Source organism: Archangium violaceum (assembly GCF_016887565.1).
Classification (GTDB): Bacteria; Myxococcota; Myxococcia; order Myxococcales; family Myxococcaceae; genus Archangium; species Archangium violaceum_B.
The window spans coordinates 6,752,950-6,776,717 of the sequence record NZ_CP069396.1 but is presented as its reverse complement, the minus strand read 5'-3'; the positions used below and the strand labels follow the sequence as shown (position 1 = coordinate 6,776,717).

Sequence of the window (23,768 nt, the reverse complement as noted above, 5' to 3'; positions counted from 1 at the left end):
CAAGTCCGGAGGTAGGCTCCGGGAACCGTGACCGAACGAGCCTCCATCCTGGTCGTCGACGATGATCCGCACCTGCGCGAGGTGGTGGGCTTCGCGCTCGGGCAGGCGGGCTTCCACGTGGAGCAGGCCTCCAACGGGCGCGCTGGCCTGGAGCAGGTGCGCCGCTCCGTCCCCGCGTTGATCGTCCTGGACATCATGATGCCCGAGATGGACGGGCTGGAGATGTGCCGCGAGGTGCGCCGCTCCCACGAGGTCCCCATCGTGTTCCTCTCCTCGCGAGATGACGAGGTGGACCGCATCCTGGGCCTGGAGCTGGGGGGCGACGACTACCTCACCAAGCCCTTCAGTCCGCGCGAGCTGGTCGCTCGGGTCAAGGCGGTGTTGCGGCGCGCCCGTGCCTCCTCGAGCCCCGCGGCTCCCGCCTCCGCGTCCTCCCCGCAGGTGCTGCGGCGCGGACCCCTGCGGTTGGATCTCGACCTGTGGCGCGCTTATTGGGACGAGCACGAGGTGGTGCTGACGGTCACCGAGTTCCACCTGCTCGCCGCACTCCTCCGAGCCCCCGGCAAGGCCTTCACCCGGGACGAGCTGATGACGCGCGTCTACGAGGATGTGGTGGTGAGTGACCGCACCATCGACAGCCACGTGCGTCACATCCGGCAGAAGTTCGCCGCCGCCGGAGGCGAAGTCATCCAGACGGTGCATGGCCTTGGCTACCGGCTCGCCATCCCCTGAACGCAAGCGCGCCCGCCCGCGCCTGTGGATGGTCTTCGCGGCGGTGGGCCTGGGAGCCCCCATGCTCGCGCTGCTCGGCCTGTCGCTCGTCCGCGTCTATGACGATCAGCTCATCCGTCAGACGGAGACCGAGCTCATCGCCCAGGGCGTCGTGGTGACCGAGGTGTACCGCGAGCTGCTGCGCGAGCAGGTGGGCACCGAGCCCTACGGCGTGGGCCGCCTGGCTCCCTGGCCCTTCCCGGGCCCCAGTGGTTCGCACCTGCGGCCCATCCTCCCGTCGCTCCGGGCCTCCTCCGAGGTGCTCCCCGCCGTGGAGGAACCACCGCTCTCCGCCATCTCCGCCGAGCCCCGCGCGCTGCGGGCGGGCGATCGACTCTCGCCACTGCTCATCCAGGTGGCGCGCTCCACCCTGGCCGGCATCCGCGTGGTGGACACCCAGGGCGTGGTGGTGGCCAGCAGCTCCTCGGGCCTGGGGACCTCGCTGGTGGCTCGCGAGGAGGTGCAGCGGGCCCTGCGCGGAGGGCACGGCGGCGTGCTGCGCCGGCGCCTCGCGGACCCCGAGGATGCTCCGCTCGCGTCCCTGAGCCGTGACACCGGCGTGCGGGTGACGGTGGTGCTGCCTGTCCTCGAAGGGGAGCGTGTCTGGGGGGCGGTGGTGCTCTCCCGCACGCCCATGACGTTCGCCAAGGCGCTCTACGCGGACCGGTGGAACCTCACCGCCACCGGGCTGGTGCTGGTGGCCGTGGTGGCGCTGATGTCGCTGGCCGCGGCGACGCTGGTGGTGCGCCCGGTGAGGGCCCTCGTCCGGCAGACGCGAGCCATCGCCGCCAGCGCCCCCGAGGGCTTCGTCCCCGTGTCGCGCCCGGTGGTGGAGGAGCTCGCCGAGCTCTCCGAGTCCCTGGCCGGCATGGCCTCCGCGTTGAGGGATCGCAATCAGTACATCCGCTCGTTCGCGGCCAATGTGTCGCACGAGTTCAAGACGCCGCTCGCCTCCATCCAGGGGGCGGTGGAGCTGCTGCGCGACAGCGCCGATGCCATGTCCCCCGAGCAGCGCGAGCGCTTCCTCGCCAACATCGACGCGGACGCCCGGCGCCTCACCCGGCTGGTGCAGCGGCTGCTGGAGCTGGCCCGCGCGGACTCGCTGGTGGCCCGTCCCGCGAGCACCGAGCTGGCCCCCTTGCTGGCCTCGCTCGCGGAGCGTGCGCGGGCCCAGGGACTCTCCGTGGAGGTGGGCACTGTCCCCACCGGGCTCCGGCTGGGCCTGCCCTCCGAGGTGCTGGAGGACATCGTCTGGCAGCTCATCGCCAACGCCTCGCAGCACGGAGGAGAGGACGTGCGCGTGCGGCTGGAGGCGGACGTGGTGGACGAGGGGAGGGCGCGGGTCCTCGTGCGGGACGATGGCAAGGGCATCTCCGAGGCCAACCGGGCGCGCGTCTTCGACGCCTTCTTCACGACGGCGAGGGAGCGGGGAGGCACGGGGCTCGGGCTGACGATCGCCCAGTCGATGCTGCGCGCCTTCGGGGCGAGCCTGGAGTTGTTGCCACCGCGAGAGAAGGGGGCGGCCTTCGCCGTGGTGGCCCCGCCACGGTGACTGCCCGGGGGACTACCCAGGAGCATCGGCAACGGGTGAAAATGGAGCGGCTGTCCATCCCTCACCCCCTCGCCTCCATGATCAACGCCAACACCTCGACTCCACCTCGCTACGACTTCTTCACCCCGGAGGTGGTCCGCGACTCCCACCCGCTGCTGACCCGGATCCGCTCCGAGGACCCGGTGCACTTCAGCCCCCAGCTCGGTGGATGGCTGCTCACCCGCCATGCCGATGTCGTCGCGGCGCTCAAGGATCCCCGCTTCATCCAGGCCACCGGCACCGGCCGGCTGGATGCGATGCCCGAGGAGGCCCGCCAGCAACTGCGCCCCCTGCGTGACTCCATCCGCATGTGGATGGGCAACGACAACACCGAGGACCATCTGCGCTTCCAGCGCATCCTCAAGAAGTACTTCACGCCCTCGACGCTCGAGGCCTTGCGCCCGCGCATCCAGGAGCTCACCAACGAGCTGCTCGACGCCGCGCAGGCCCGTGGCGGGGCCGAGGTCGTCAGCGAGCTGGCCTACCCGCTGCCCGCCAACGTCATCGCCGAGATGCTCGGCGTGCCCACGAAGGACCGCGAGCTGCTGCAGACCTGGTCGCGCGATCTGCTCAACATCTTCCGCAGCTCCACCATGGAGCAGCTCCTCCAGAGCCAGAAGAGCGTGATGGAAATGACCGACTACATGCGGCCCATCGTCGCCGAGCACCGGCTCACGCCCCGCAAGGATCTCATCAGCGTCTTCGTGGAGGAGGAGGCCGCGGGCAACATCCGCAACACCGAGGAGATCGCCGCCAACTGCGTGCTGCTCCTGTTCGCGGGCCACGAGACGACGGCCAACCTCATCTGCAACGGCCTGTCGGCGCTGCTCGACCACCCCGAGCAGCTCGCGATGCTGCGCTCCAATCCGGAGCTGATGCAATCCGCCGTGGAGGAGATGCTGCGCTACTCGGGCATCGGCGGCGTCATCTTGCGCGTGGCCGGCACGCAGATCGAGATGGGTGGCAAGCAGATCCAGCCCGGGCAGCTCGTGTTCGTGAGCCTGGCTTCCGCCAACCGTGATTCGGACTCGTTCCCAGAGGGCGGCCGGTTCGACATCACCCGGAAGCACAACAAGCACGTCACGTTCGGCTACGGGGCCTACTACTGCCTGGGCGCCTCGCTGGCCCGCCTCGAGGCGCAGATCTTCTTCTCCACCTTCCTGCCCCGCTTCCCCAACCTCCGGCTGGCGAACCGGGAGTGGGTGCCGTCGCCGCCGCTGGGTCGCCAGCTGAGCAAGCTCGACGTGACCTTCTGAGCCCTCGGGCGGTCTGACCCTGGCTCCTCCCTTCGCACGTGGTGGGGAGGAGCCAGAAGTGCTGGTTCACGTCGGGCGAGGTCTCGATGAAGCGCGTCTTGAAGATTGCCGGGCTGCTCCTGCTTCTCCCCCTGTTGGGCCTGGTGGCGGTGTTCGTGACCATGTTCGTCGGCAACCCGGAGATTCCGGGTGGCCTCGAGCTGGAGGGCTTCGTCCGGGTGGTGGATGACGGCTACGTCAGCCTGGACGTGCTCGACGCTGGCAATGGCGAGGTGGTGCTCATCGACGCGGGCGCGGATCCCCAGGGCAAGGCCATCCTGGCCGAGCTGAAGCGCCGGGGACTCGGGCCCGACGCGGTGAAGGCCATCTTCCTCACCCACGGGCACGTGGACCACGTCTCCGGGTGCCACCTCTTCCCCAAGGCCGAGGTCCTGGCGTTCGCGGAGGACGTGGCCATCGCCGAGGGGAAGGAGAAGCCCGGCAGCCTCATGGGCAGGCTCCTGCCGATCGCCGACCGCCAGGTGCGTGTCACCCGCACGCTGAAGGACGGCGAGACGATCAACGTGGGCAACCTGGCCATTCGTGCCTACTCCATCCCCGGTCACAGCAGGGGGAGTGCCGCGTACCAGGTCAAGGGCGTCCTCTTCCTCGGAGACAGCGCGGACGCCACGAAGGACGGAAGGCTCGTCGCCGCCAAGTGGCCTGTCACCGAGGACTCCGCCCAGAACCGCGCGTCCCTGAAGGCCCTGGCGGCGCGGATGCTGCCCGGGGAGGTGAAGCAGCTCGTCTTCTCGCACACCGGGGTGCTCCCCGGGTACATGCCGCTCCAGGCGTTCGCGGCGGAGTGAGTCTCCCTCCGCCGCTCGCCGTCCCCGCTCAGCGGAAGTAGCTCTTGGAGATGTCCACCGAGTAGCCCAGCTCCAGCGTGGGCGCGGAGGCCGCCACGAGGTACTGGCGGAAGAAGAGCTCCTTGCCCGGCAGGGGCATCGTCTGGCCTTCCTCTGGCGCGTTCTCCGCTTCCGTCTCGTACTGCTCCATGCTTCCGCCCTCGCGCCGGTAGTTGAAGACGGCCGGAAAGTGCGCCCGGGCTCGCAGCGTGGCCACCGGCCAGGACACTCGCGGCAGCGCCAGCTTCAGCCTGCCCGACAGGTGGAAGATGCCCAGGTCCCTCGCCAGCACCACCTCCAGCGTGGCCTCCGTTTCGCCGAACCGCGTCGGCGCTACCTTCAGCTTCAGCTGGCCGTCCTTCATGTTGGCGGGCAGGGGCGTCGAGTCCAGCAGCACCCGCTCCAGGCGGTGACCCTCGGGGAGCTCCAGCTCGAGCTCCTGCTCCCGGTCCAGCCGCAGCTTGTAGCGCATGCGCACGGTGGCCTTGCCCTCCAGCGTGGACACCCAGGAGGCGTGGGCCTCGGGGATGCTCGGCTCCAGCGGCGGGCGCACCACCTGCCGGGCCACCTTCGGCGCGGCGGCCGTGCGCCAGCCGATCCTCACCACGCCCTGCCGGGGATACACCTCGGACTCCTCACCCTCGGAGGAGGCCGGCTCCGTCAGGGTGAAGGCCGTGGCATCCGCCTCCAGCCGGAGCGGCACCGGCGTGACGTGCGGGCCGAAGCGCAGCTGCACCTGGCGCTCGGCGCCGGTCCCCATGGGCCGCAGGGCGAGGCTCACATCGAAGGAATAGCGGCCAGGCTCCCGGGTCACCAGGGTCAGCTGGCCGTCCATCACGCCCACCGTGGCGTCATCCAGCGCGGGGAGCGCCGTCACGTACGTCTCCGCGTCGAGCTGTAGCAGCCGCACCTGGGTCCAGCGCTCGCTGGCGAGCACCTCCACCTCGAAGTGCGCATCCACCAGCAGGGCCTCCGAGGTGAGGCGTCCCTTCAGCTGGCTCTTCACCACCAGGGCATCCGTGGGAGGCGCGGGAGGAGGCGCCTGCCGCTGCTGCTGCGTGTAGAGCGGGAGCAGCTCCTGGAGGGGCACCGTCACGGTGCCCGAGGGCATGGCCGGCGAGGTGGACGTCGCGGCCGAGGTGGTCAACAGCAGTCCGAGGACGAGAGAAGAGGTCGACATGGTTCACCGCGCTTCCTGGGTGGCGGGGACGTGCGGCGGCTGGCCGCCCGGGGGGAGATCCGACAGCAGGGCCCGCACGCTCGCGCGGGTGGAGAGGGCCATCAGGCCGAGCAGCGCCGCGAGGATCTCCAACGTGTAGATGAGGCCGGTGTAGCCCTGGAGGATGACGGCGAGGGTGGGCACTCCGAGGGTGGCGGCCCAGACGCCCGCGAGCCGGGAGGTGCGCTCCTCGGGGTAGAGCCGCTTCGCGTAGAGCACCACCGCGGCGCCGAGGCCGAGCGTGGCCAGCGCATAGGCCACGTAGAAGTTCATGAAGGCCGCGAGGTAGGCGAGCAGCACGAAGAAGAAGCCGTAGGCGGCGGCCACGAGGTACGCCTCGTAGAAGGCGAGCGGCCGGCGGTGGCGGATGCTGAAGGCGGCCAGCAGCGCCACCAGTCCGAGGAAGGGCACCCAGGCCCGGCGGGCCATGGTGGCGACGACCTCGTCATACGCCTCCTCCGAGGGGAGGATGACGCCGAGGCTCACGCCCGACTCGAGCGACTGGAAGGCCCAGTCGAGCGCCACCGTGTCGCGCCCGGGAGCCACCGAGGAGGCGGCGAGCACCTGGGGCGGGTAGTCGAAATTCTCTCCGCCCTCCACGGCCAGGTGCAGCCGCACGTCACGGGCGGGCAGGGCGGGATCCAGCTTGTAGACGAAGGAGTCGAGCCCCCGGGCGCGGTAGCGGATGGAGAAGGTGCTGGTGGCTCCCTGGGGGATGCGGCCCGTCCAGACGAGCCGGTTGCCGGACTCGCCCAGGTCCAGGTCCGACTCGGCGCCGTTCACGAGGAACTGCAGCTCCGAGAGGAGCACCTGGGACTTGTCCACCTCGATGGGGAAGATGAAGGCCACGTCGATGTCGTGGCCCTCGCGGTTGACGACGGCGTAGTCGGCCGAGAGGGTGAAGTCGAAGCCGGAGAAGTAGCGCAGGCCGCGCTTGCGGTAGTTCATCCGGGCCTGCACCTGCACGTGCTGCTTGTCGAAGGGCAGGGGCTTGAGCTCGGTGAAGATGGTGCCGCTCTGCACGTAGCGCAGCGAGGGGGCCGGCTGTGTCACCGGAGCGCCCCAGCGCTCCTCGACGTCCCGGGCCAGCTCCGAGTTGGCGAAGTCGGTCCGGTCCACCACCTGGCTGGCGATGACCGCGGTGGCGAAGACGACGATGAGCAGGCTGCCGAAGACGTGGTGGCGGACGAGCCACGAGAGCGCCCGCTTCGGTGGGGCGGGGACGCGCGGGGGCGTGGGAGTCTCGGGGCTCATGGCCCCAGCGAGGGTGTCGGGGTTCATGGCCCCAGGATGGGGCGGGGGAGTGCAATGCGAATGAAGGCCCCGTGCACCCGCCGGGGAATGTTCGTGCAGAATTCGTGGAGGCCGCTCGGAAGGGGCCCTCCCGCCGTGAGCCACGGTAGGCTCGCGCGCCATGCCCCTTCCGCGCGGACGCAAATTCGCTTTTCTCGCCGGCCTCGCGCTCGCGGTCCTCGGTGTTGGAGCGACCCTCTTGTCCCTCGTTTTAGCGAGCCCCTTCGGTGGCCCGAGGCGACTGGATCCCTCCGCGTGCCGCACGCCTCTGAAGGAGACGCACGGGTGTCATGGCTGGGACGACAGCTTCACTGAGTGCCGCTTCTTCTTCCGGGCCGAGGGGGTGCCGGCTCGCGAGCTATGTGAACGGTTCCTGCGGGAGCCGACCTCCGGGGCCCCTGCTCAGTCCGAGGGGGACGCTTCCTCGTGCATCTACGCCGACGAGCGTGGGTGGACCCGCGTGGACTGCGAGCGCCTGGGGTTGGGCGCGGACTTCACCTGCTTCTACTGCCGGCAGGCGAAGCACGAGGCCAGCAACGAGTTCCTCCAGGCCTTCAGCCCGGAGTGTGAGCGGGGAGTCATCCTGCGCTCCTGCAACGTGTCACTCGAGAGCGAGGTGGCGCGGGAGCGTGAGCGGGGAGAGCAGGTATGGCCCCTCAGTCCGCGGTGACGTAGCTGTTCTCCTCGACGTAGGCCACCTGGGGTCGTTGATACTCCACGACGGACGCGGGCGGCCGGATGCCCTCGCGCAGATCCGGTGAGTTCACGGGCGCAAGCGCTTGGAGACGCAGCGGGATCTCCCCCGCCCAGCAGTCGATCGACAGATCCTCCGCGTCATCGCGCGGTGGTCCGGTGCGCACCTTCGCCGAGGCCTCCTCCAGCGGGAGCCGCAGCACGAAGGTGGCCTTCATCTCCTGGACGTTGGGCGGGCGCACCTCGGCCCAGCGGCCACGCAGGACATGCTCCGTGACCGCCTCCAGCGCCAGCGCCTTCTCCGCGTCGTCCGTCACCAGCGCCGCCGTGCCCAGCACCACCACGGAGCGGTAGTTCACGCTGTGGTGGAACGCGGAGCGCGCCAGGATGAGCCCGTCCAGCAGGGTCACCGTGAGGCACACCGGCACTCCCTGGGCGAGCTGCCGGGTGAGCCTGCTCACCGAGGCTCCGTGGAGGTACAGGTTCCGTCCGATGCGCCCGTACACCATGGGAATGACGTACGGCTGGCCTTCCACCGTCACCCCCACGTGAGCCACCAGGCCCTCGTCGAGGATGGCGTGGATGACGGCCTCGTCATAGGAGGCGCGCTGGGGGAGGCGGCGGACGGTGCCGCGTTCACTGGGAGGAGGTGCGTTCATGCCCTCTACATGCTCCGGTACTGGTCCATCTGACAGGCCCAGTTCCGACAAATTGGATGGACCAGTGCCGCGAACCCCGGCAGGCTCTACCCCATGAAGGGATGGGATCTCCCGCTCGACCTCCACGCTCCGTCGCCGACGCCCCTCTTCGTGCGCATCGCCCGCGCGCTGGAGGACGACATCCGCAGGGGCCGGCTCCCGCCCGGCTCGCCCCTGCCGGGCAGCCGTACCCTGGCCGAGTCGCTCGGCGTGCACCGCAACACCGTGCTCGCCGCCTACCGGGAGCTGGAGACCCAGGGGTGGATCGCCACCTCGGCGGCGCGGGCCACCTTCGTCTCTCCCACGCTGCCGGACGTTCCCGCCCGGCCCGTCGCCGGAGCCCCTCGCGCGGCCATGCCCTCGCGGGTGGGCTTCGCGCTTCCGGCCGCCGCGCCCCTGCGCCGCGAGCACCCCGAGCCTCCTCGCGGAACGATCGTCCTCGCGGGAGGCGTCCCGGACATCCGGCTGCTGCCCGCCGCCCTCCTCGCGCGAGCCTACCGCCGGGCGCTGAAGCTCCATGGCAACCGCGTGCTCGGCTACGGGGATCCGAACGGCCACCCCCGCCTCCGCGCCGCGCTCGCCGACATGCTCTCCTCGCTGCGGGGGCTCGCCGTCAGCGCGGACGATCTGGTCATCACCCGGGGCAGCCAGGGCGCGCTGGATCTGGTCGCGCGCACCCTGCTGCGGCCCGGGGACACCGTGGCGGTGGAGACTCCCGGCTACCGTCCCGCCTGGCATGCGCTCCAGCTCGCCGGGGCCCGGCTCGTGCCCGTCCCCGTGGACGCGGAGGGCCTGAGCGTGGAGGCCCTCGCGTCCCTCTCCCAGCGCACGCCGGTGCGGGCCGTCTACCTCACGCCCCACCACCAGTACCCCACCACCGTGACGCTCTCCCCGGCGCGGCGGCTCGCGCTGCTGGCGTGGGCCCGCGAGCACCGCGTGGCCCTGATCGAGGACGACTACGACCATGAGTTCCACTACGAGGGCCGCCCCGTCCTGCCGCTGGCGAGCGCGGATCGGGACGGGCTGGTGCTGTACGTGGGAACGCTGTCCAAGGTGCTGGCGCCGGCCCTGCGCCTGGGCTTCCTCGCCGCGCCACCGCCCTTCCTGGAGCACGCGCTCGGGGTGCGCGAGGCGGTGGATCGGCAGGGCGACACCGCCCTGGAAGCGGCCGTGGCCGAGCTGCTGGAGGAGGGCGAGGTCCAGCGCCACGTCCGCAAGATGCGAGGCGTCTACCGCGACCGGCGGGACGCCCTGGTGGAGGCGCTGGCGCGAGAGCTGCCGGACGTGCTCACCGTCTCACCTCCGGCGGGAGGCATGGCCCTGTGGGCCCACTGCGCGCCGGAGGTGGACGCCGCCGCCTGGTCGCGGGCGGGGCTGGAGGAGGGCGTGTCCTTCACACCGGGGAGCGTCTTCGGCTTCGACGAGCGGCCCGTGCCCGCGGTGCGGCTGGGCTTCGCCGCGCGCAAGGAGTCCGAGCTGGCCGAGGCGGTGCGGCGCATGGTGCGCGCCCTCGCCACGGTCACCGGGACTCAGCGCCAGGGCTCCACCGCCCGGACAGGCGCTGGTAGCAGATCACGAGGAGCGACAAGAAGAGGGTGATGCCCACCGAGTTCATGGCGTTGGCCACCGTGGTGCCCACCACCGTGCCCACCGTGCCGAGGGGCTGCAGCACGAGGTTCCCGATTCCGCTCACGAAGGCCACGGCCATGAAGATCGCCCCGCCGACCAGCATCACGAAGAAGACGTTCCAGCGGTGACCGTCGGTGCGCTCCCAGGAGAGCGTCAGCGAGTCGATGGGGCCCGCCGGCTCCAGCACCAACGCGGGGATGGCGAGCGCCAGGGCCGTGCCCAGGAAGATGCCCGGCACGAAGCACAGCATGAAGCCGATGCCCAGGACGAGTCCGAGCAGGAGGTTCAGCCCGAGCATCGGCAGGGCCCGGCCGAGCCCCTCACGGGCCAGCTCGCCGAACGGGCGCTCGCGGCCCGCCAGCGCATCCCCGAGGAAGAGGACGAAGATCGAGTAGGACACGGCCGAGAAGACGGAGCTGGCGACCATGATGCCCAACCATGCGGGCATCATCCCGGCCAGCGCCTCGAAGGGCTGGGTGGCGGCCAGCTTCTGCGCGGCGGTCAGCGACAGCGTAAGGGGCATCGTGGCCAGGCCGAAGACGACCGAGGCCACGCCGAAGGCCAGGAGCGCCTGGGGATGCCGCAGGAGCACCTGGAAGGCCTGCTGCAGGGTGTCTCCCACGTCGAGGGACGCCGTGGCGAACCGTGCCCCGCAGTCGGCGCACAGGGTGGCATCCGCCGTGCTGGTGCATGACGGGCAGGCGAACGAGCCGCAGCGAGCGCAGGTGAGGGTCGCGGTGGCGAAGGGGTGCTTCGGGCACTGAGCTGTTTCCATGAGGACCCGAGTCATACCGCACATTGGCGTTCGGCTCCGAGACCCCGGGGGGTAGGCTATGCGCCGACTCCGTCCCAGGAGGTGCCATGCGCGCGGTGGTGATGCAGCACGAGGAACACGAGGGCTCGGGACTGCTCGGCCCCGCCCTGGAGGCGGCGGGCTTCACGCTGGTGAAGCGCTTCCGCACCGTGAAGCGGGAGGACGTGGATGCGGAGCTGGTCGTGGTGCTCGGAGGCCCCATGGGCGTCTACGAGGCGGAGCGACACCCCTTCCTGGGCGAGGAGCTGGCGCTGCTCACCGAGCGGCTCGCGCTGGGGCTGCCGGTGCTCGGCATCTGCCTGGGCGCGCAGCTCCTGGCGGCCGCCGCCGGCTCCGAGGTCTTCGTCGGGAAGAACGGGCTGGAGGTCGGCGTGGCGCCCGTGCGCTGGACGAAGGAGGGGCTGGCGGATCCGGTCCTCGCTGGTGTGCGTCCGCGCACCACCGTGGCCCATTGGCACCAGGACACCTTCAAGCCCGTGCAGGGAGCCACGCTCCTGGCGTCGACGGATCGCTACTCGCAGCAGGCGTTCCGGCTCGGTGCCTCGTACGGGTTCCAGTTCCACCTGGAGCTCACCGCGGACGAGCTGGATCGCTGGTTCACCGAGGGGGCGGAGGAGCTGGTCGAACTGTACGAGAAGAACCTGGACGAGCTGCGCTCCCAGCTGCCCAAGCTGCGCGCGGCCGAGCCCGAGGCACGGGAGATCCTCGAACGGCTCGCCCATCACTTCGCCCGGGTGGCCCGCGCCAGCAAGTGAACACCGGGCCGGGAGGAAGCGGATTGCCCGGCAGACGCTCGTGGATCCCCGAGGACGCACGATCCACACTCCGCCCCCGGATCGAACAAGGAGAGGCACACACTCATGGAGAAGCGGCAGCTCGGTAATTCCGATCTTCACATCACACCGATTGGCTTCGGCGCCTGGGCCATTGGCGGCGCGGACTGGGCCTTCGCCTGGGGGCCGCAGGATGACGAGCAGTCCATCCGCGCCATCCACCGCTCGATCGAGCGTGGCATCAACTGGATCGACACCGCCGCCGTGTACGGGCTCGGTCACTCGGAGGACGTCGTCGCGCGCGCCCTGAAGGGCCGCTCGAACCGGCCGTACATCTTCACCAAGTGCGGCCTCGTCTGGGACGCGAACCGGCAGGTCCGCAACGACATCAGCGCGGACTCCATCCGGCGCGAGTGTGAGGCGAGCCTGCGCCGGCTCCAGGTGGACACCATCGACCTCTATCAGATCCACTGGCCGCTCGAGGGCGACTCGCTGAAGGGCATCGAGGAGGGCTGGACGGCCATGGCCGAGCTGCAACGCCAGGGCAAGGTCCGGTGGATCGCCGTCTCCAACTTCAACGTGAAGCAGATGGAGCTGGCGCACCGCATCGCGCCCATCACCTCGTTGCAGCCGCCGTACTCGCTCATCCACCGGGACATCGAGAAGGAGATCCTCCCGTACTGCGAGCGGCAGCGCATCGGCGTCATCGTGTACTCGCCCATGGCGTCGGGCCTGCTGACGGGTGCGATGACGCGCGAGCGCATCGCGAAGTTCCCCCAGGACGACTGGCGGCGGCGCAGCTCGGACTTCCAGGAGCCCAAGCTGTCGAAGCACCTGGCGCTGGTGGAGAAGCTGAAGGAGATCGGCGCGCGGCACGGGCGCGCGGCCACCGACGTGGCCATCGCGTGGACGCTGCGGCACTCGGCCGTCACCGGTGCCATCGTGGGAGCCCGCAGCGCCGAGCAGGTGGACGGCTTCATCGGCGCCATGGACTTCCGGCTCTCGCCCGCCGAGCAGCGGGAGCTCGAGGACTTCTCCCGCTGAGCCGCCGGGGTGCGGCGCCTACTCGATCCCGATCTTCGGACAGATGTCGTTGACGGGGCAGGCGTCGCACTTGGGCTTGCGGGCCGTGCAGGTGTAGCGGCCGTGCAGCACGGTGGCGGGCCCGAAGAAGGTCCACGCGTCCTGGGGGATCAGCTTCATGAGATCCTTCTCGATCTCCTCGCCCTTCTCCTTCTTGGTGAGGCCCATGCGCTGGCTGACCCGGGCCACGTGCGTGTCGACGATGATGCCCGAGGGGAGGTTGAACGCGGTGTTGAGCACCACGTTGGCCGTCTTGCGGGCCACGCCGGGCAGGGTGATCATCTCCTCGATCGTCTTCGGCACCTCGCCCCGGAAGTTCTGGAGCAGCGCGCGGCTCATGGCCTGGACGGACTTCGTCTTCTGCTTGAAGAAGCCGGTGGGCTTGAGGTCCTCCTCGAGCCCGGCGGTGTCGGCGTCGGCGAAGGCCTGGGGGCCGCGGTACTTCTGGAAGAGGGTGGCGGTCACCCGGTTGACGCGCTCGTCGGTGCACTGCGCGGCGAGGATGGTGGCGACGAGCAGCTCGAAGGGCGTCTTCCAGTTGAGCTCGTAGCGGGCATCTGGATGGGCCTCGCGCAGGCGGGCGAGGAGTGTCTTGGCGGTCTGGGCAGCGGTCATGTTGGAAGGCGAAGAGGGTCGGTTCGTGCGTCGGGTCTACCGCGCAGGTCACTGAGTCTTAACACGCACGGCCGACATTTCCCTCCGTCCGGTTGCACGGACATCGGGGGATGTGCTCGCATCGCCCGTGATGCTTCTCGAGCGGACTCAACGAGACGTGCTCTACCGGCACATCAGCGAGCAGATCGGACCCCAGCCGCTGCTCACCATCGGTGCCTGGCTGGGCCAGTCCGTTCGCAACCGCCTCACCATCGAGCCGAACATCGATGCCCAGATCGGGACCCTGCTCAACCTCCTCGAGTTGGAGGGCCTTGCTCCCGACGAGCCGCTCATCCTGAAGCTGCTCCGGCTGCCCAATTTCAAGACGTATCCCGAGCTCAAGGCGTTGCTCGCCCAGCTGGAGGCCCACAAGGCCCAGCAGGATCGGGTGGATCCCTTCAGGCAGTACCTGCTCCACAACGGCCCCTTCCTGGATCGCGAGCGGTTCCGCGCGGTGCTCCGCCGCTTCGTCTCCAAGGACAACAAGACGCGGGTGCTGGTGGTGAACGGCCCGACGCAGATCGGGAAGTCCTATTCGAAGTGGTACATCAAGCACCTCAACGAGGCCTTCTCCGGCTTCATCCCGTTCTACTTCCCGGCCGAGAGCGGCCTGGCGGACACCTACCCACCGGATGACGTGGCGAAGTCGATCGTCTCCCTGGTGGACAAGGAGTGCTCGGGCATGCCCGAGCAACAGGAGCAGGAGCGGCGCTGGGCCCAGAAGTTGTGTTTCTGGATCATCTCCAGACTGAACGAGCAGAGGCCGTTCTGGCTCGTGCTCGACGGCTTCCGGGGAGCGTCCCCGGGGACCCAGAGCCTCATCCATCAGCTCGTGAGCCAGATTTCGCAGGCGCTCAACGGCGTGGACGGACGGCTCATCCTGTTCGACTACGATCCCAAACTGCTCGAGCCTCTCGAATGCCACTTCGAGGTAGAGGAGGTGCGCCCCGTGGAGCGCTCGCACCTGATGGAGTTCTTCGACAAGGTCCTCCCGCACGTCGAGGGGCAGCCTCCCGAGGAGCGAGCCGCCATCGTCCAGCTGGCGGTCGACAAGGTGCTCGAGCGCGTGACGGTAGCTCCGGCGGATCCCTCGTGGCAGCGACAGATCCGCAAGGCCGTCCAGGAGGTGCTGGAGCTCCTGCTCCAGGTGCCCGAACCGCAATCCGCCAGCGAGCCCGTCCAGGAGGCAGCGAATGCAGCCCACTGAGCGGAAACTCACGTTGGAAGAGGCCATGCGCCGGCTGTCCCGCCCCGCGGCAGCTCCGCGCACCGAGGAGATTTCCCCGCTCCGTTGGGAGTACCGCACGGCGGCGTGCGTGCTCTCTTCCTTCGAACCCACCACGCTGCGAATCGCGGGTCCCCCCGAGGTGCAAGGCCACGGGCTCCAGCATCTCATGGATGACTGTGAGACCGTCCCCTCGTCTTCGGGCCCGAAGCGTTGGACGCTCCGTCAGTCCGTACGCGAGGCCGCCATCGCACGGCTGGGAACGCGCGAAGCGCTCCTGCGCGCGCTCGACCTGAACGCACCGCCCGAGCCGGATCTCCTGCAGCAGACCCTCGCCTCGTGTCTTCGGGGAACGGCCAGGCCGCTCGGGGAACAGCGCCCGGACGAGCTGGCCTGCACGTTGCGCGTGGTGCACTGGTTCCGCCCGGTGCTTCCGGAGCTTCCCTCTCCAGAGGAGGTGCGCGAGCGGTTGGAGCAGGGCCGGCTCATGGAGCCCTTCAGGTACCTCGCGGGTGAACGGTTCTGTGGCCGGAAGGAGGAGCTCCAGACACTTCGCGACTACGTCGGGCTCATCAACGTGTCGTTCACGCAGAGCGTCTTGGAGTCCACCCGCGATCTTCTCGGCGTGAAGCAGCGTGCGCCACTCCTCGTGCACGGCCCAGGGGGAATGGGCAAGTCCGCGCTCCTCTCTCGCTTCCTGCTCGAACACACCAGCGGTGATGTCCAGGTCCCGTTCGCCTACCTCGATTTCGACGACCCGACGCTCACGCCGCACCGGCCGGAGACGCTGCTCGCCGAGGCCGCGCGCCAGCTCGCGCAGCAGTTTCCGCGGCTACGGCCATGGGCTGATCATTTCCGCTGGGTGTGCGAGGAGCCGGTACTGCGGTCCGACCATGCGCAGGTCTACCAGGAGGGGTTCCAGCCCCCGGAGAATGTGCCCCAGACTCCGGTCCTGCCGCGGAGCGAGCGCGACTACGTGGGGATGGATGCTCCGACGACCGTCACCACGGTGAGCAACCTCTACGGGCCACTCCCAACCCCCATGCAGGCCCGTCGGGAGCTCGTACGGGTCTTTGGCATGTCACTCGCGCAGATTCCGTACGAGGGCAAGCGCCGGAGACGCCCGTTCCTCCTCATCCTCGACACGTTCGAGGAGGTGCAGTTCCGGGGCAGTGATCTCGTGGACGGAGTCCGGACGTTCCTCTCCTGGCTCCAGGCCTCCTACCCGGAGCTCCGCACCGTGATCTGCGGCCGGGCGCCCGAGCCAACGCTCGATGCGAAGTCCCTCCCCCTCATCGAGCTCGACGAGGACTCGGCCCGCGAGCTGTTGCGGCTGAACGGCTTGACCGATTCCGAGGTGATCCACGCGCTCGTGTCGCAGCTCGGGGGAAATCCCCTCACGCTGAAGCTGGCGGCGGATGTGGCCCTGCATCAGGAGGTGGGCCGTGACGGCATCTCCGGGTTGAAGACGCGTCGGTTGTTCCTGTTCAGTGCGCGCGAAGCGATCATCCAGGGCCAGCTCTACCGGCGGATTCTCGATCACATCCATGATCCGAAGGTGCGCAAGCTCGCGCATCCCGGGTTGACGGTGCGTCGGATCACACCGGAGATCATCGAGCAGGTGCTCGCGGGTCCGTGCGGGCTCTCGCTCGAGGGGCCCCAGCAGGCGGCGGCGCTCTTCTCCGCGCTCCAGCGCGAGGTCTCGCTCGTCTCTCCCGCGGCGGACGGCTCTCTGCACCACCGGACGGACGTGCGGCGGATCATGCTGGATGCGCTCAGGGCCGAGATGCCCGTACGTGTCAGCGAGATCCACGAGAACGCCATCAGTTACTACGCTGGGAAGCAGGATCTCGCGAGCCGGGCCGAGGAGCTCTATCACCGGCTCGCGCTGGGACAGCCAGCGGAGCTCGTGGACCCGCGATGGATGAAGGGTGTCGAGCAGTTCCTGCTCAACGCGGTGGACGAGGTGCCGGTCCATGTCCGCCCGTACCTCGCGACCCGATTGGGTCTGGAGTTGTCGAAGGAGGTCCGGGTCCAGGCCGGGCTCGCGGATTGGGAACACGGTGTGAGGAGAAGGTGTGAGGTGCTTCTACAACGGGGGAACACCGAGCATGCGCTCTCTCTCCTGGGGGAGCGTAGGGAGCGCACCGCTGGCAGTCCGCTTTACGAGATCGAGGCGCGGGCGCTGATGGCCGAGAACAGGGCACAGGAGGCGCTGGAAGTGGTGGAGCAGGGTCTGGCCTCCGCGATGCCGGCCGCGGGCGAATCCACGGTGCCGCTGCTCCTGCTTCGCGCCGAGCTCGCTTCGTCCAGCGGAGAGCTGGCACTCGCGGACGAAAGCCTTCGCGATGCCTCCCGCCTCGGGCAGCGCCTGGAGCGCCCGGACGTGGAGCTGGAGGCACTCGTGAGGAGGGCGCAGCTCGAAGCCGTGAGTCCGGAGCAGTGGCGCGAGCGGGTGGATGCGTTGGGGGCGTTCCTCAGCTCCGTGCCCGATGAGCTCCTCCGGGAGAACCGGCGGCTCGCGCAGCTGGGCATCTCGCTATGCTCGGAGCTTCGGCCCGAGTTGTTGGCTCGGGGCCTCGCGGTTGTCGGTCTTGGTGATGTCCACTGGCAGTCGCCCGCGGCCTTCGACCTCAAGCACCTGTTGCTCCTCATGGGGTGGCCCGAGGCTCGAGGCGCCTTCGAATCGGGAGAGGCCGATGGCTTCCTGCTTCGGGTCCTCGAATCCGAATACCGGCCCGCGCACTTCCCGGCCTGGGTCCGGCGCGTGTTCGCCGAGGAAAATAGCGGGGGGTACAGGTGGCGGCGATCCATCGAGCGTTCCCCGTACTGGCCGCTCGACAAGTTGCTTCAGTATCTGGAAGGGAAGCAGTTGTCCGAGGTCAGCGCGTTGGTGGAGCTGATCGCGCGAGTCATGGGCGAGACAAGGAGTCCCGAGGAGTGGTTCCAATATGATGCGCATCTCGGCAAGGCGCTCCGAGGAGCCTCCGACGAGTTCCTCCTGCGAAATCGTCCGCTCGCGCGGATTGGGATTGGGTTGGCCGCCGGTGATCATCCCGATTTGTTGGAACGGGGCCTGGAGGTGGTGAAGCTCGGCGAGCACCTCCCGCCCACGCCCGTGTTGCGCGGCATACAGAACCTCTTGTTGCGAGCGGGGTGGCCAGAAGCGCGGACGGATCTCACCTCGGGAGATCCCTCCTCGTTTCTGCGGGAGGTGCTGCGTGATCCACAGCACCCCGAGGATCTCCAGGCCTATGTCGCTCTCGCGTTCATCGAGCAGGGCAGGAGCGGGCTCCTGGGCCCAGAGGCCGCGCAATTGACGAACCCTCCACGGAGCTGAACCATGACGTTCCGGTACCTGCCACAAGACGAGCTCGACGGCCTGTACGACGCCGTGGTCAAGACCGGGCTGGGCAACCCGATGACGTTGTTCTCGCTGCTGTCGGGCATCGATCCGCACTACGCCCAACAGCTTCAGAACGTTGCCCTTCCTCCCACGGCGCTGCTGCTGGACACCCTCAACCGCCTCAACGAGACGGAGCGGATCGTCGACGGCACGGTGCCCTTCGAGAGGTGGCTGAAGAACGCGGCGAAGCTCGCCGGGCCCAGGCCGGACGCGCAGGCCTTCACCCGGGCGCTGTCCGAGATCGCGCAGCGGGCGTCGGGCGCGCCGCCCATCGAGAACCTCGACAGCCTGCCGGAACTGCTGGAGCAGATCGTGCACCAGGACGACATGGTGCCCATCTCGTTCTTCGCGGGTGGGGTAGCCGCGAGCCAGTCGGTCGCGCTCATCCGGGTCCCCCGCCATGACGGCCGCGTCCCCCGGTTGTTGAGCAGCGGCGAGCCCTACCTCAGCCAGGGCACGGCCTGGTTCCTCACCCCCGAGCTCGTCATCACCAACCATCACGTCATCAACGCGCGGCAGCCCGGAGAGAGCACCGCCTCGCGCGAGGATCTGGAGCTCCAGGCGACCAAGGCGTGGCTGGAGCTCGACTTCGATGACGACGCGATGAAACCGGGCCGGGCGGACGCGGCGAAGCTGGAGAGCTGCGATGTGGCGCTCGACTACGCCATCCTCCGGCTCGCCCAGTCCCAGACCCGCAAGCCGCTCGAGGTGAGGCCCGGTAAGGTGGACGTGAACACGCCGGTGAACATCATCCAGCACCCGCTCGGCAATGCGAAGAGGGTGGCCTGCCGCAACAACCTCGTCACGGCGAGCACGGACAACCAGCTTCGTTACTTCACGGATACGCTGCGAGGCTCGTCCGGCTCACCCGTCTTCGATGACACCTGGCGGGTGGTGGCGCTCCACTACTCCTCGGCGGCGGTGCAGGGCGTGAGCTTCCAGGGCAAGCAGACGGCATGGGTCAACGTGGGCGTTCCCATCGGCCGCATCGTGGAGCATGTGAAGGCGAAGGCGCCGGAGTTGCTGCAGGAGCTTCGGAAGCATCAGCCGCTCCTGTAGCGGGTGGTTCCTCCTACGGCGACTTGTTGCTGGCGGTCGAGGCCGGGGGCGTGGGCGGGGTCGCCGGGGCCGTCTCCTTGGGCAGCTCGCGCTGGAAGAGGGGCTCCATCGTCCCGTTGCCGGTATCGCGCATCACCATCAACACCAGGGCGTCCTTCGACAGATCGATCTGCTCATCCAGGCTCAAGCTGCCGCTGGGCACATCGGGCTTCAACGTCACCCGGCTCCGGCCCAGGGTCCGCGCTCCCTGCTTCACCTCGAGCTCATAGGCCTGGGCGGAGGTCAGGCTGGAGCCCGAGACGGACAGCTGCAGCTTCTTCCCATTGAGCGTGTACGCCACCTGCACCGACGGCTCCGCGGACGGTGGGAGCTCGAGTGGGAGGCGCTCCTTCTTCGGGCCCACGACATGGTCGCTCTGCACGACGCGCTCACCGTGCTCGCGCCACAGCCGCGCCACCAGGGGGGTCTTCGCCTGCTCCACCCGGTCCGCCGGGAGGGAGAGCTGCACTTGCCCCTGCGCGTCCGCCTGTTTCCGGATCCGGTTGACGAGGACTTCGGGCTTCTCGCCCTGAACGATCTCCAGATCCACCATCTCGTAGGGGAACAGGTGCGAGCCCTGTGCCGTCACGGTGACCGTGCCCGTCTTGGCGTCGAACGAATACGCCGTCTCCAGACTGGCCGGCCACATCGCGCGCCCGAGCTCCTCCAAGAGAGCACCTCCCGAGGGAGCGAGGCCCACCATCACCAGGGCGATACCGAAGAAGGCCGCCGAGCTCCCCAAGGCCGGGAGCTGCTTCTCCAGCTTCTCCCGGTACCCTGCCTGGAGGTCGTCGAGGCTGTACGGGTTGACGCGTCGACCGATGGGAGTCGAAGCCTGGACGGCGGCGCGGAGACTCAGGGCCATGAAGACCACCGCCACGCCGACGATGAGCTTGCCCGCGGCCGTCAAGGAGCCGCCCACGTTGGTGAAGACACCGAGGAGCGCACCCAGCGTGACGGTGCCACCAAAGAGCCAGGTGACATACTTGTCGACCCGCCCCGCGGTTTCCTTCGGGTCCACATACGACCGGAACGCCTTGAACTCGTTCACGTCCTCGTCGGAGAGCAGGAGACCAGTCCGCTGCTCGGTGGAAGAGAACCGCTGCCACTTCTGGCAGGAGGAGCACTGGACGATCATGGGAGAGAACGGAGTTGTCCCCTCACGCTGGCCGCCTTGGGCCGTATCCTCCGGGGAATTATCTTCCAACATGAATCCGTGCACGGCCGACTTGCCGGTCACGAGCCCCGTCAGGTCCACGTTGCAGGCCGTATTCCCACATAGGAATTGCATTCGATTTCCCTCCCAGAACCGATTGCTCTGTCACCCGCGAGTCTAATCTCGTGCGAGCCAGGGGTCGACCTGGCCTCGGGAGGCAACCGGGACTCAGCGGCCCTTGAAGCGGGCCTCGCGGCGCTCGATGAACGAGCGGACGCCCTCCTGGGCATCCTCGCTGGCGGAGACCTCGAGCAGCTTGGGCAGCAGGGCGCGCCGGGCGGCCTCGGGGCCCTCGACCAGCGTCTGACGCGCCGAGGCGAGCGTGGCCCTCACGCCCAGGGGCGCCTGCTTCGCCACCGTCTCCGCGAGGGCGAGGGCCCGCTCACGCTGAAGACCCCGCGCGACGACCTCCTGGACGAGCCCGATGCGGTAGGCCTCCTTCGCGTCGAACTCGTCGCCGGTGAGCAGCCAGCGCATGGCGTTGCCCCAACCGGCCACCTGAGGAAAACGGAGGGTGGCGCCGCCGAACGGGAAGATGCCGCGCTTGATCTCGATCTGCCCGAAGCGCGTGTCCTCGGAGGCCACGGCGATGTCCGCCGCCAGGATGAGCTCGATGCCGAGCGTGTAGCACGTGCCCTGCACCGCGACGATGAGCGGCTTCGTCCGCACCTCGCCCTGGATGGCCCACGGATCGATGATCCCCTCGGGGAAGATCCGCTCCCCGCGCGCCACGGCGGGCCCCACGCTGGCCAGATCCAACCCGGCCGAGAAGTGATCGCCCTCGGCGAGCACCACCATGCAGCGCACGTCGGGGTGCCGGTCCGCCTCGGTCACCGCCGTGCCGAAGGCACGGAGCATCTCGACATCGAAGGCATTGCGCTTGTCGGGGCGGTTGATGCCGATCAGCGCGAGCGTTCCACGGATTTCGAGGGTGAGGCGGGAATCGGTCGGATTCATGATTGTTCCCAGGGATAGGGGAGAGGGCCGACATCTTCTCCCGGGCCGGGCCGCCGGGCGAGCAGTCATGCTCGTGGGAGCCTGGAGATTCACTCATTCGACAACATCGCCCCGCTCGACTCCCAGCCCTTTCCCGTTAGGCTCCGTCCCCGCTTCACCGTCCATCCAGTCTGGAGACATTCCCCTCATGCGTAAGCTTCTCTTCGCCGGTGCGGGTGCGGCCGCGATCGTGTCCGCCGCCTGCGCGACGACCAACCAGGAGGTCCGCGTGGCAGCCGATGACAAGCCCGCCGCGGCCGCCGCCGCGACTCCCGCGGCTGCCCCGGTGCAGAACCCGCTGTTGTCCAAATGGACCGGCCCGTACGGCGGCGTGCCTTCCTTCGACAAGGTCAAGGTCGAGCTCTTCAAGCCCGCGCTCGAGGCCTCGATGGAGGAGAACCGCCGGGAGATCGCCGCGATCGCCAACAACCCGGAGGCGCCCACCTTCGAGAACACCATCGTCGCGCTGGAGGACACCGGGCGCACGTTGAACGACGTGGGCACGCTCTTCGGCATCTGGAGCTCGGCCATGAACGGGCCGGAGTTCCAGGCCATCGAGCGGGAGATGGCGCCCAAGCTGTCCGCCTTCTCCGACGAGATCACCCAGAACGAGAAGCTCTTCAAGCGCATCGAGGCCGTCTACAACTCGCCCGACAAGGCGAAGCTGACGCCCGAGCAGCAGCGCCTGACATGGCTCGTCTACACCAACTTCGTCCGCTCGGGCGCGAAGCTCGACGAGGCGGCCAAGAAGCGCCTGGTGGACATCAACCAGCGCCTGGCCTCGCTGTACACGGACTTTGGCCAGAACGTGCTGGCCGACGAGGAGAACTACGTCGTCGTCCTCGAGTCGGAGGCCGACCTGGCCGGACTGCCCGACTCCGTGCGCGCCGGCGCGGCCGCCGCGGCCGAGTCGCGCGGCATGAAGGGCAAGTGGGTCATCACCAACACGCGCTCCTCCATGGAGCCGTTCCTGACCTACTCGTCCCGGCGCGAGCTGCGGGAGAAGGTCTGGCGCAACTACGTCAACCGCGGCGACAACGGCGACGCGCGTGACAACAACAAGATCATCTCGGAGATCCTCGCGCTGCGCGCCGAGCGCGCGAAGCTCCTGGGCTACCAGACGCACGCCCACTGGCGGCTGGAGAACACCATGGCCCGCACGCCCGAGCGCGCCATGCAGCTGATGGAGGCGGTCTGGACTCCGGCCGTCGCCCGGGCCCACCAGGAGGTCGCCGACATGCAGGCGGTGGCCAACAAGGAGGGTGCGAAGCTGAAGATCGAGCCCTGGGACTACCGCTACTACGCGGAGAAGGTCCGCAAGGCGAAGTACGACCTGGACGAGAACGAGGTGAAGCCCTACCTGCAGCTGGAGAAGCTGCGCGAGGGCATGTTCTGGGTCGCTGGCGAGCTGTTCGGCTTCTCGTTCACGCCCGTGAGCGACGTGCCCGTGTATCACCCCGACGTGCGCGTCTGGGAGGTGAAGGACCGGACCAGCGGCAAGCACGTGGGCCTGTGGTACTTCGATCCGTACGCGCGGCCGGGGAAGCGCTCGGGTGCGTGGATGAACGCGTACCGGAACCAGGAGCGGTTCCGGGGCGAGGTCACCACGATCGTCTCCAACAACGCCAACTTCGTGAAGGGCAAGCCGGGCGAGCCGCTGCTGATCAGCTGGAACGACGCGGAGACCCTGTTCCACGAGTTCGGCCACGCCCTGCACGGCCTGAGCTCCAACGTGACGTACCCGACGCTCTCCGGCACGTCGGTGGCGCGCGACTACGTGGAGTTCCCCTCGCAGCTGCTGGAGCACTGGGTCTCCACCCCCGAGGTGCTCAACAAGTACGCGCTGCACTACCAGACGGGCAAGCCCATCCCCCAGGAGCTGGTGGCGAAGATCAAGAAGGCGGACACCTTCAACCAGGGCTTCGGCACGGTCGAGTACCTGTCGGCCGCGCTGGTGGACATGAAGCTGCACCTGGCGGGCGACAAGAAGATCGATTCGGACGCTTTCGAGCGCGACACGTTGACGGCGCTCGGCATGCCGAAGGAGATCGTCATGCGGCACCGCACGCCGCAGTTCACCCACGTGTTCGCGGGTGACGGCTACTCGGCGGGTTACTACAGCTACCTCTGGTCGGACACCCTCACGGCGGATGCCTTCGAGGCCTTCACCGAGGGCAAGGGTCCCTACGACTCGGCGGTGGCCGAGCGCCTGCGCAAGAACGTCTTCACGGTGGGCAACACGGTGGATCCGGCGGATGGCTATCGTGCCTTCCGTGGCCGGGAGGCCGGCATCGACGCCCTGATGCGCAAGCGCGGCTTCCCGGTCCCGGGTTCCGCCGCGTCGAAGCAGCCGGCGAAGAAGTGAGTCCCTCTGGCAGTTGAGTTGGACCGGGGCCGGAAACCGTTGAGCGATCAGCGGCTTCCGGCCTCTTCATTTCGCGCCGCTGGCCATCATCGCCGGGACGC

The 23,768-nt window shown here is 68.9% G+C and carries 19 protein-coding genes; 12 read left to right on the top strand and 7 right to left on the bottom strand.

Annotated elements, in window-relative coordinates; translation table 11 throughout:
- Positions 1–27: 27 nt before the first annotated feature.
- The 4 genes from JRI60_RS27275 to JRI60_RS27260 all read left to right on the top strand — a co-directional run bounded on the left by JRI60_RS27275 (position 28) and on the right by JRI60_RS27260 (position 4,466).
- Positions 28–732, top strand: coding sequence for a response regulator transcription factor (locus JRI60_RS27275; protein ID WP_204218809.1), 705 nt, complete (start codon positions 28–30; stop codon positions 730–732).
- Positions 701–2,323 (top strand): sensor histidine kinase, encoded by a 1,623-nt coding sequence (locus JRI60_RS27270; RefSeq protein WP_204218808.1) that lies wholly within the window; start codon positions 701–703, stop codon positions 2,321–2,323. Before JRI60_RS27275 ends, JRI60_RS27270 begins: the two co-directional genes overlap by 32 nt.
- Positions 2,324–2,400: 77 nt before the next feature.
- A complete protein-coding gene (locus tag JRI60_RS27265; protein ID WP_204218807.1) occupies positions 2,401–3,618 on the top strand; it encodes a cytochrome P450 in 1,218 nt (405 codons plus the stop codon).
- 86 nt (positions 3,619–3,704) lie between these two features.
- Positions 3,705–4,466 (top strand): MBL fold metallo-hydrolase, encoded by a 762-nt coding sequence (locus JRI60_RS27260; RefSeq protein WP_204218806.1) that lies wholly within the window; start codon positions 3,705–3,707, stop codon positions 4,464–4,466.
- A 28-nt stretch (positions 4,467–4,494) separates the two neighbouring features.
- Here the strand turns inward: JRI60_RS27260 and JRI60_RS27255 are convergent, their stop codons facing one another.
- The gene (locus JRI60_RS27255) at positions 4,495–5,685 is read right to left on the bottom strand and encodes a hypothetical protein (protein WP_204218805.1); all 1,191 of its coding nucleotides are present in this window, start codon (positions 5,683–5,685) and stop codon (positions 4,495–4,497) included.
- Positions 5,686–5,688: 3 nt separating this feature from the next.
- Positions 5,689–7,005, bottom strand: coding sequence for a hypothetical protein (locus JRI60_RS27250; RefSeq protein ID WP_239469749.1), 1,317 nt, complete (start codon positions 7,003–7,005; stop codon positions 5,689–5,691).
- 211 nt (positions 7,006–7,216) lie between these two features.
- Between JRI60_RS27250 and JRI60_RS27245 the strand changes: the two genes are divergently transcribed.
- Positions 7,217–7,687: a hypothetical protein gene (locus JRI60_RS27245; protein WP_204218804.1), complete on the top strand. Its 471-nt coding sequence runs from the start codon at positions 7,217–7,219 to the stop codon at positions 7,685–7,687.
- On the opposite strand, the gene JRI60_RS27240 is transcribed toward JRI60_RS27245, so the two are convergent.
- Positions 7,674–8,369: a pyridoxamine 5'-phosphate oxidase family protein gene (locus tag JRI60_RS27240; RefSeq protein ID WP_204218803.1), complete on the bottom strand. Its 696-nt coding sequence runs from the start codon at positions 8,367–8,369 to the stop codon at positions 7,674–7,676. The genes JRI60_RS27245 and JRI60_RS27240 overlap by 14 nt on opposite strands.
- Positions 8,370–8,462: 93 nt before the next feature.
- Between JRI60_RS27240 and JRI60_RS27235 the strand changes: the two genes are divergently transcribed.
- Positions 8,463–10,007, top strand: coding sequence for a PLP-dependent aminotransferase family protein (locus JRI60_RS27235; RefSeq protein WP_204218802.1), 1,545 nt, complete (start codon positions 8,463–8,465; stop codon positions 10,005–10,007).
- Here JRI60_RS27235 and JRI60_RS27230 read toward each other — a convergent pair.
- Entirely contained in the window at positions 9,928–10,812 is an 885-nt protein-coding gene (locus JRI60_RS27230) for a hypothetical protein (protein WP_204218801.1), read from the bottom strand. The two genes, JRI60_RS27235 and JRI60_RS27230, sit on opposite strands and share 80 nt — an antisense overlap.
- An 86-nt stretch (positions 10,813–10,898) precedes the next feature.
- On the opposite strand from JRI60_RS27230, the gene JRI60_RS27225 reads away from it, so the two are divergent.
- Together JRI60_RS27225 and JRI60_RS27220 are read left to right on the top strand one after the other, a co-directional pair.
- A complete protein-coding gene (locus JRI60_RS27225) occupies positions 10,899–11,606 on the top strand; it encodes a glutamine amidotransferase-related protein (RefSeq protein ID WP_204218800.1) in 708 nt (235 codons plus the stop codon).
- A gap of 105 nt (positions 11,607–11,711) precedes the next feature.
- Positions 11,712–12,668: an aldo/keto reductase gene (locus tag JRI60_RS27220; protein ID WP_204218799.1), complete on the top strand. Its 957-nt coding sequence runs from the start codon at positions 11,712–11,714 to the stop codon at positions 12,666–12,668.
- Between the two features lie 18 nt (positions 12,669–12,686).
- On the opposite strand, the gene nth is transcribed toward JRI60_RS27220, so the two are convergent.
- Entirely contained in the window at positions 12,687–13,322 is a 636-nt protein-coding gene (nth, locus tag JRI60_RS27215; RefSeq protein WP_204218798.1) for an endonuclease III, read from the bottom strand.
- Between the two features lie 130 nt (positions 13,323–13,452).
- Between nth and JRI60_RS27210 the strand changes: the two genes are divergently transcribed.
- From JRI60_RS27210 to JRI60_RS27200, 3 genes are read left to right on the top strand one after another with little or no spacing between them, the layout of a single operon-like run.
- The gene (locus JRI60_RS27210; protein WP_204218797.1) at positions 13,453–14,568 is read left to right on the top strand and encodes a hypothetical protein; all 1,116 of its coding nucleotides are present in this window, start codon (positions 13,453–13,455) and stop codon (positions 14,566–14,568) included.
- Positions 14,555–17,926, top strand: a complete 3,372-nt coding sequence (locus tag JRI60_RS27205; RefSeq protein ID WP_204218796.1) for a hypothetical protein — start codon at positions 14,555–14,557, stop codon at positions 17,924–17,926. The genes JRI60_RS27210 and JRI60_RS27205 overlap by 14 nt, the downstream gene beginning before the upstream one ends.
- A gap of 3 nt (positions 17,927–17,929) precedes the next feature.
- On the top strand, positions 17,930–19,051 hold the full coding sequence (locus JRI60_RS27200; RefSeq protein WP_204218795.1) for a trypsin-like peptidase domain-containing protein: 1,122 nt from the start codon (positions 17,930–17,932) through the stop codon (positions 19,049–19,051).
- 13 nt (positions 19,052–19,064) lie between these two features.
- On the opposite strand, the gene JRI60_RS27195 is transcribed toward JRI60_RS27200, so the two are convergent.
- Positions 19,065–20,228 (bottom strand): hypothetical protein, encoded by a 1,164-nt coding sequence (locus JRI60_RS27195; protein WP_204218794.1) that lies wholly within the window; start codon positions 20,226–20,228, stop codon positions 19,065–19,067.
- 246 nt (positions 20,229–20,474) lie between these two features.
- On the bottom strand, positions 20,475–21,263 hold the full coding sequence (locus JRI60_RS27190) for a crotonase/enoyl-CoA hydratase family protein (protein ID WP_204218793.1): 789 nt from the start codon (positions 21,261–21,263) through the stop codon (positions 20,475–20,477).
- Between the two features lie 187 nt (positions 21,264–21,450).
- Here JRI60_RS27190 and JRI60_RS27185 point away from each other — a divergent pair, with 187 nt between their 5' ends.
- Positions 21,451–23,667, top strand: a complete 2,217-nt coding sequence (locus JRI60_RS27185) for a M3 family metallopeptidase (RefSeq protein ID WP_204218792.1) — start codon at positions 21,451–21,453, stop codon at positions 23,665–23,667.
- Positions 23,668–23,768 lie beyond the last annotated feature (101 nt).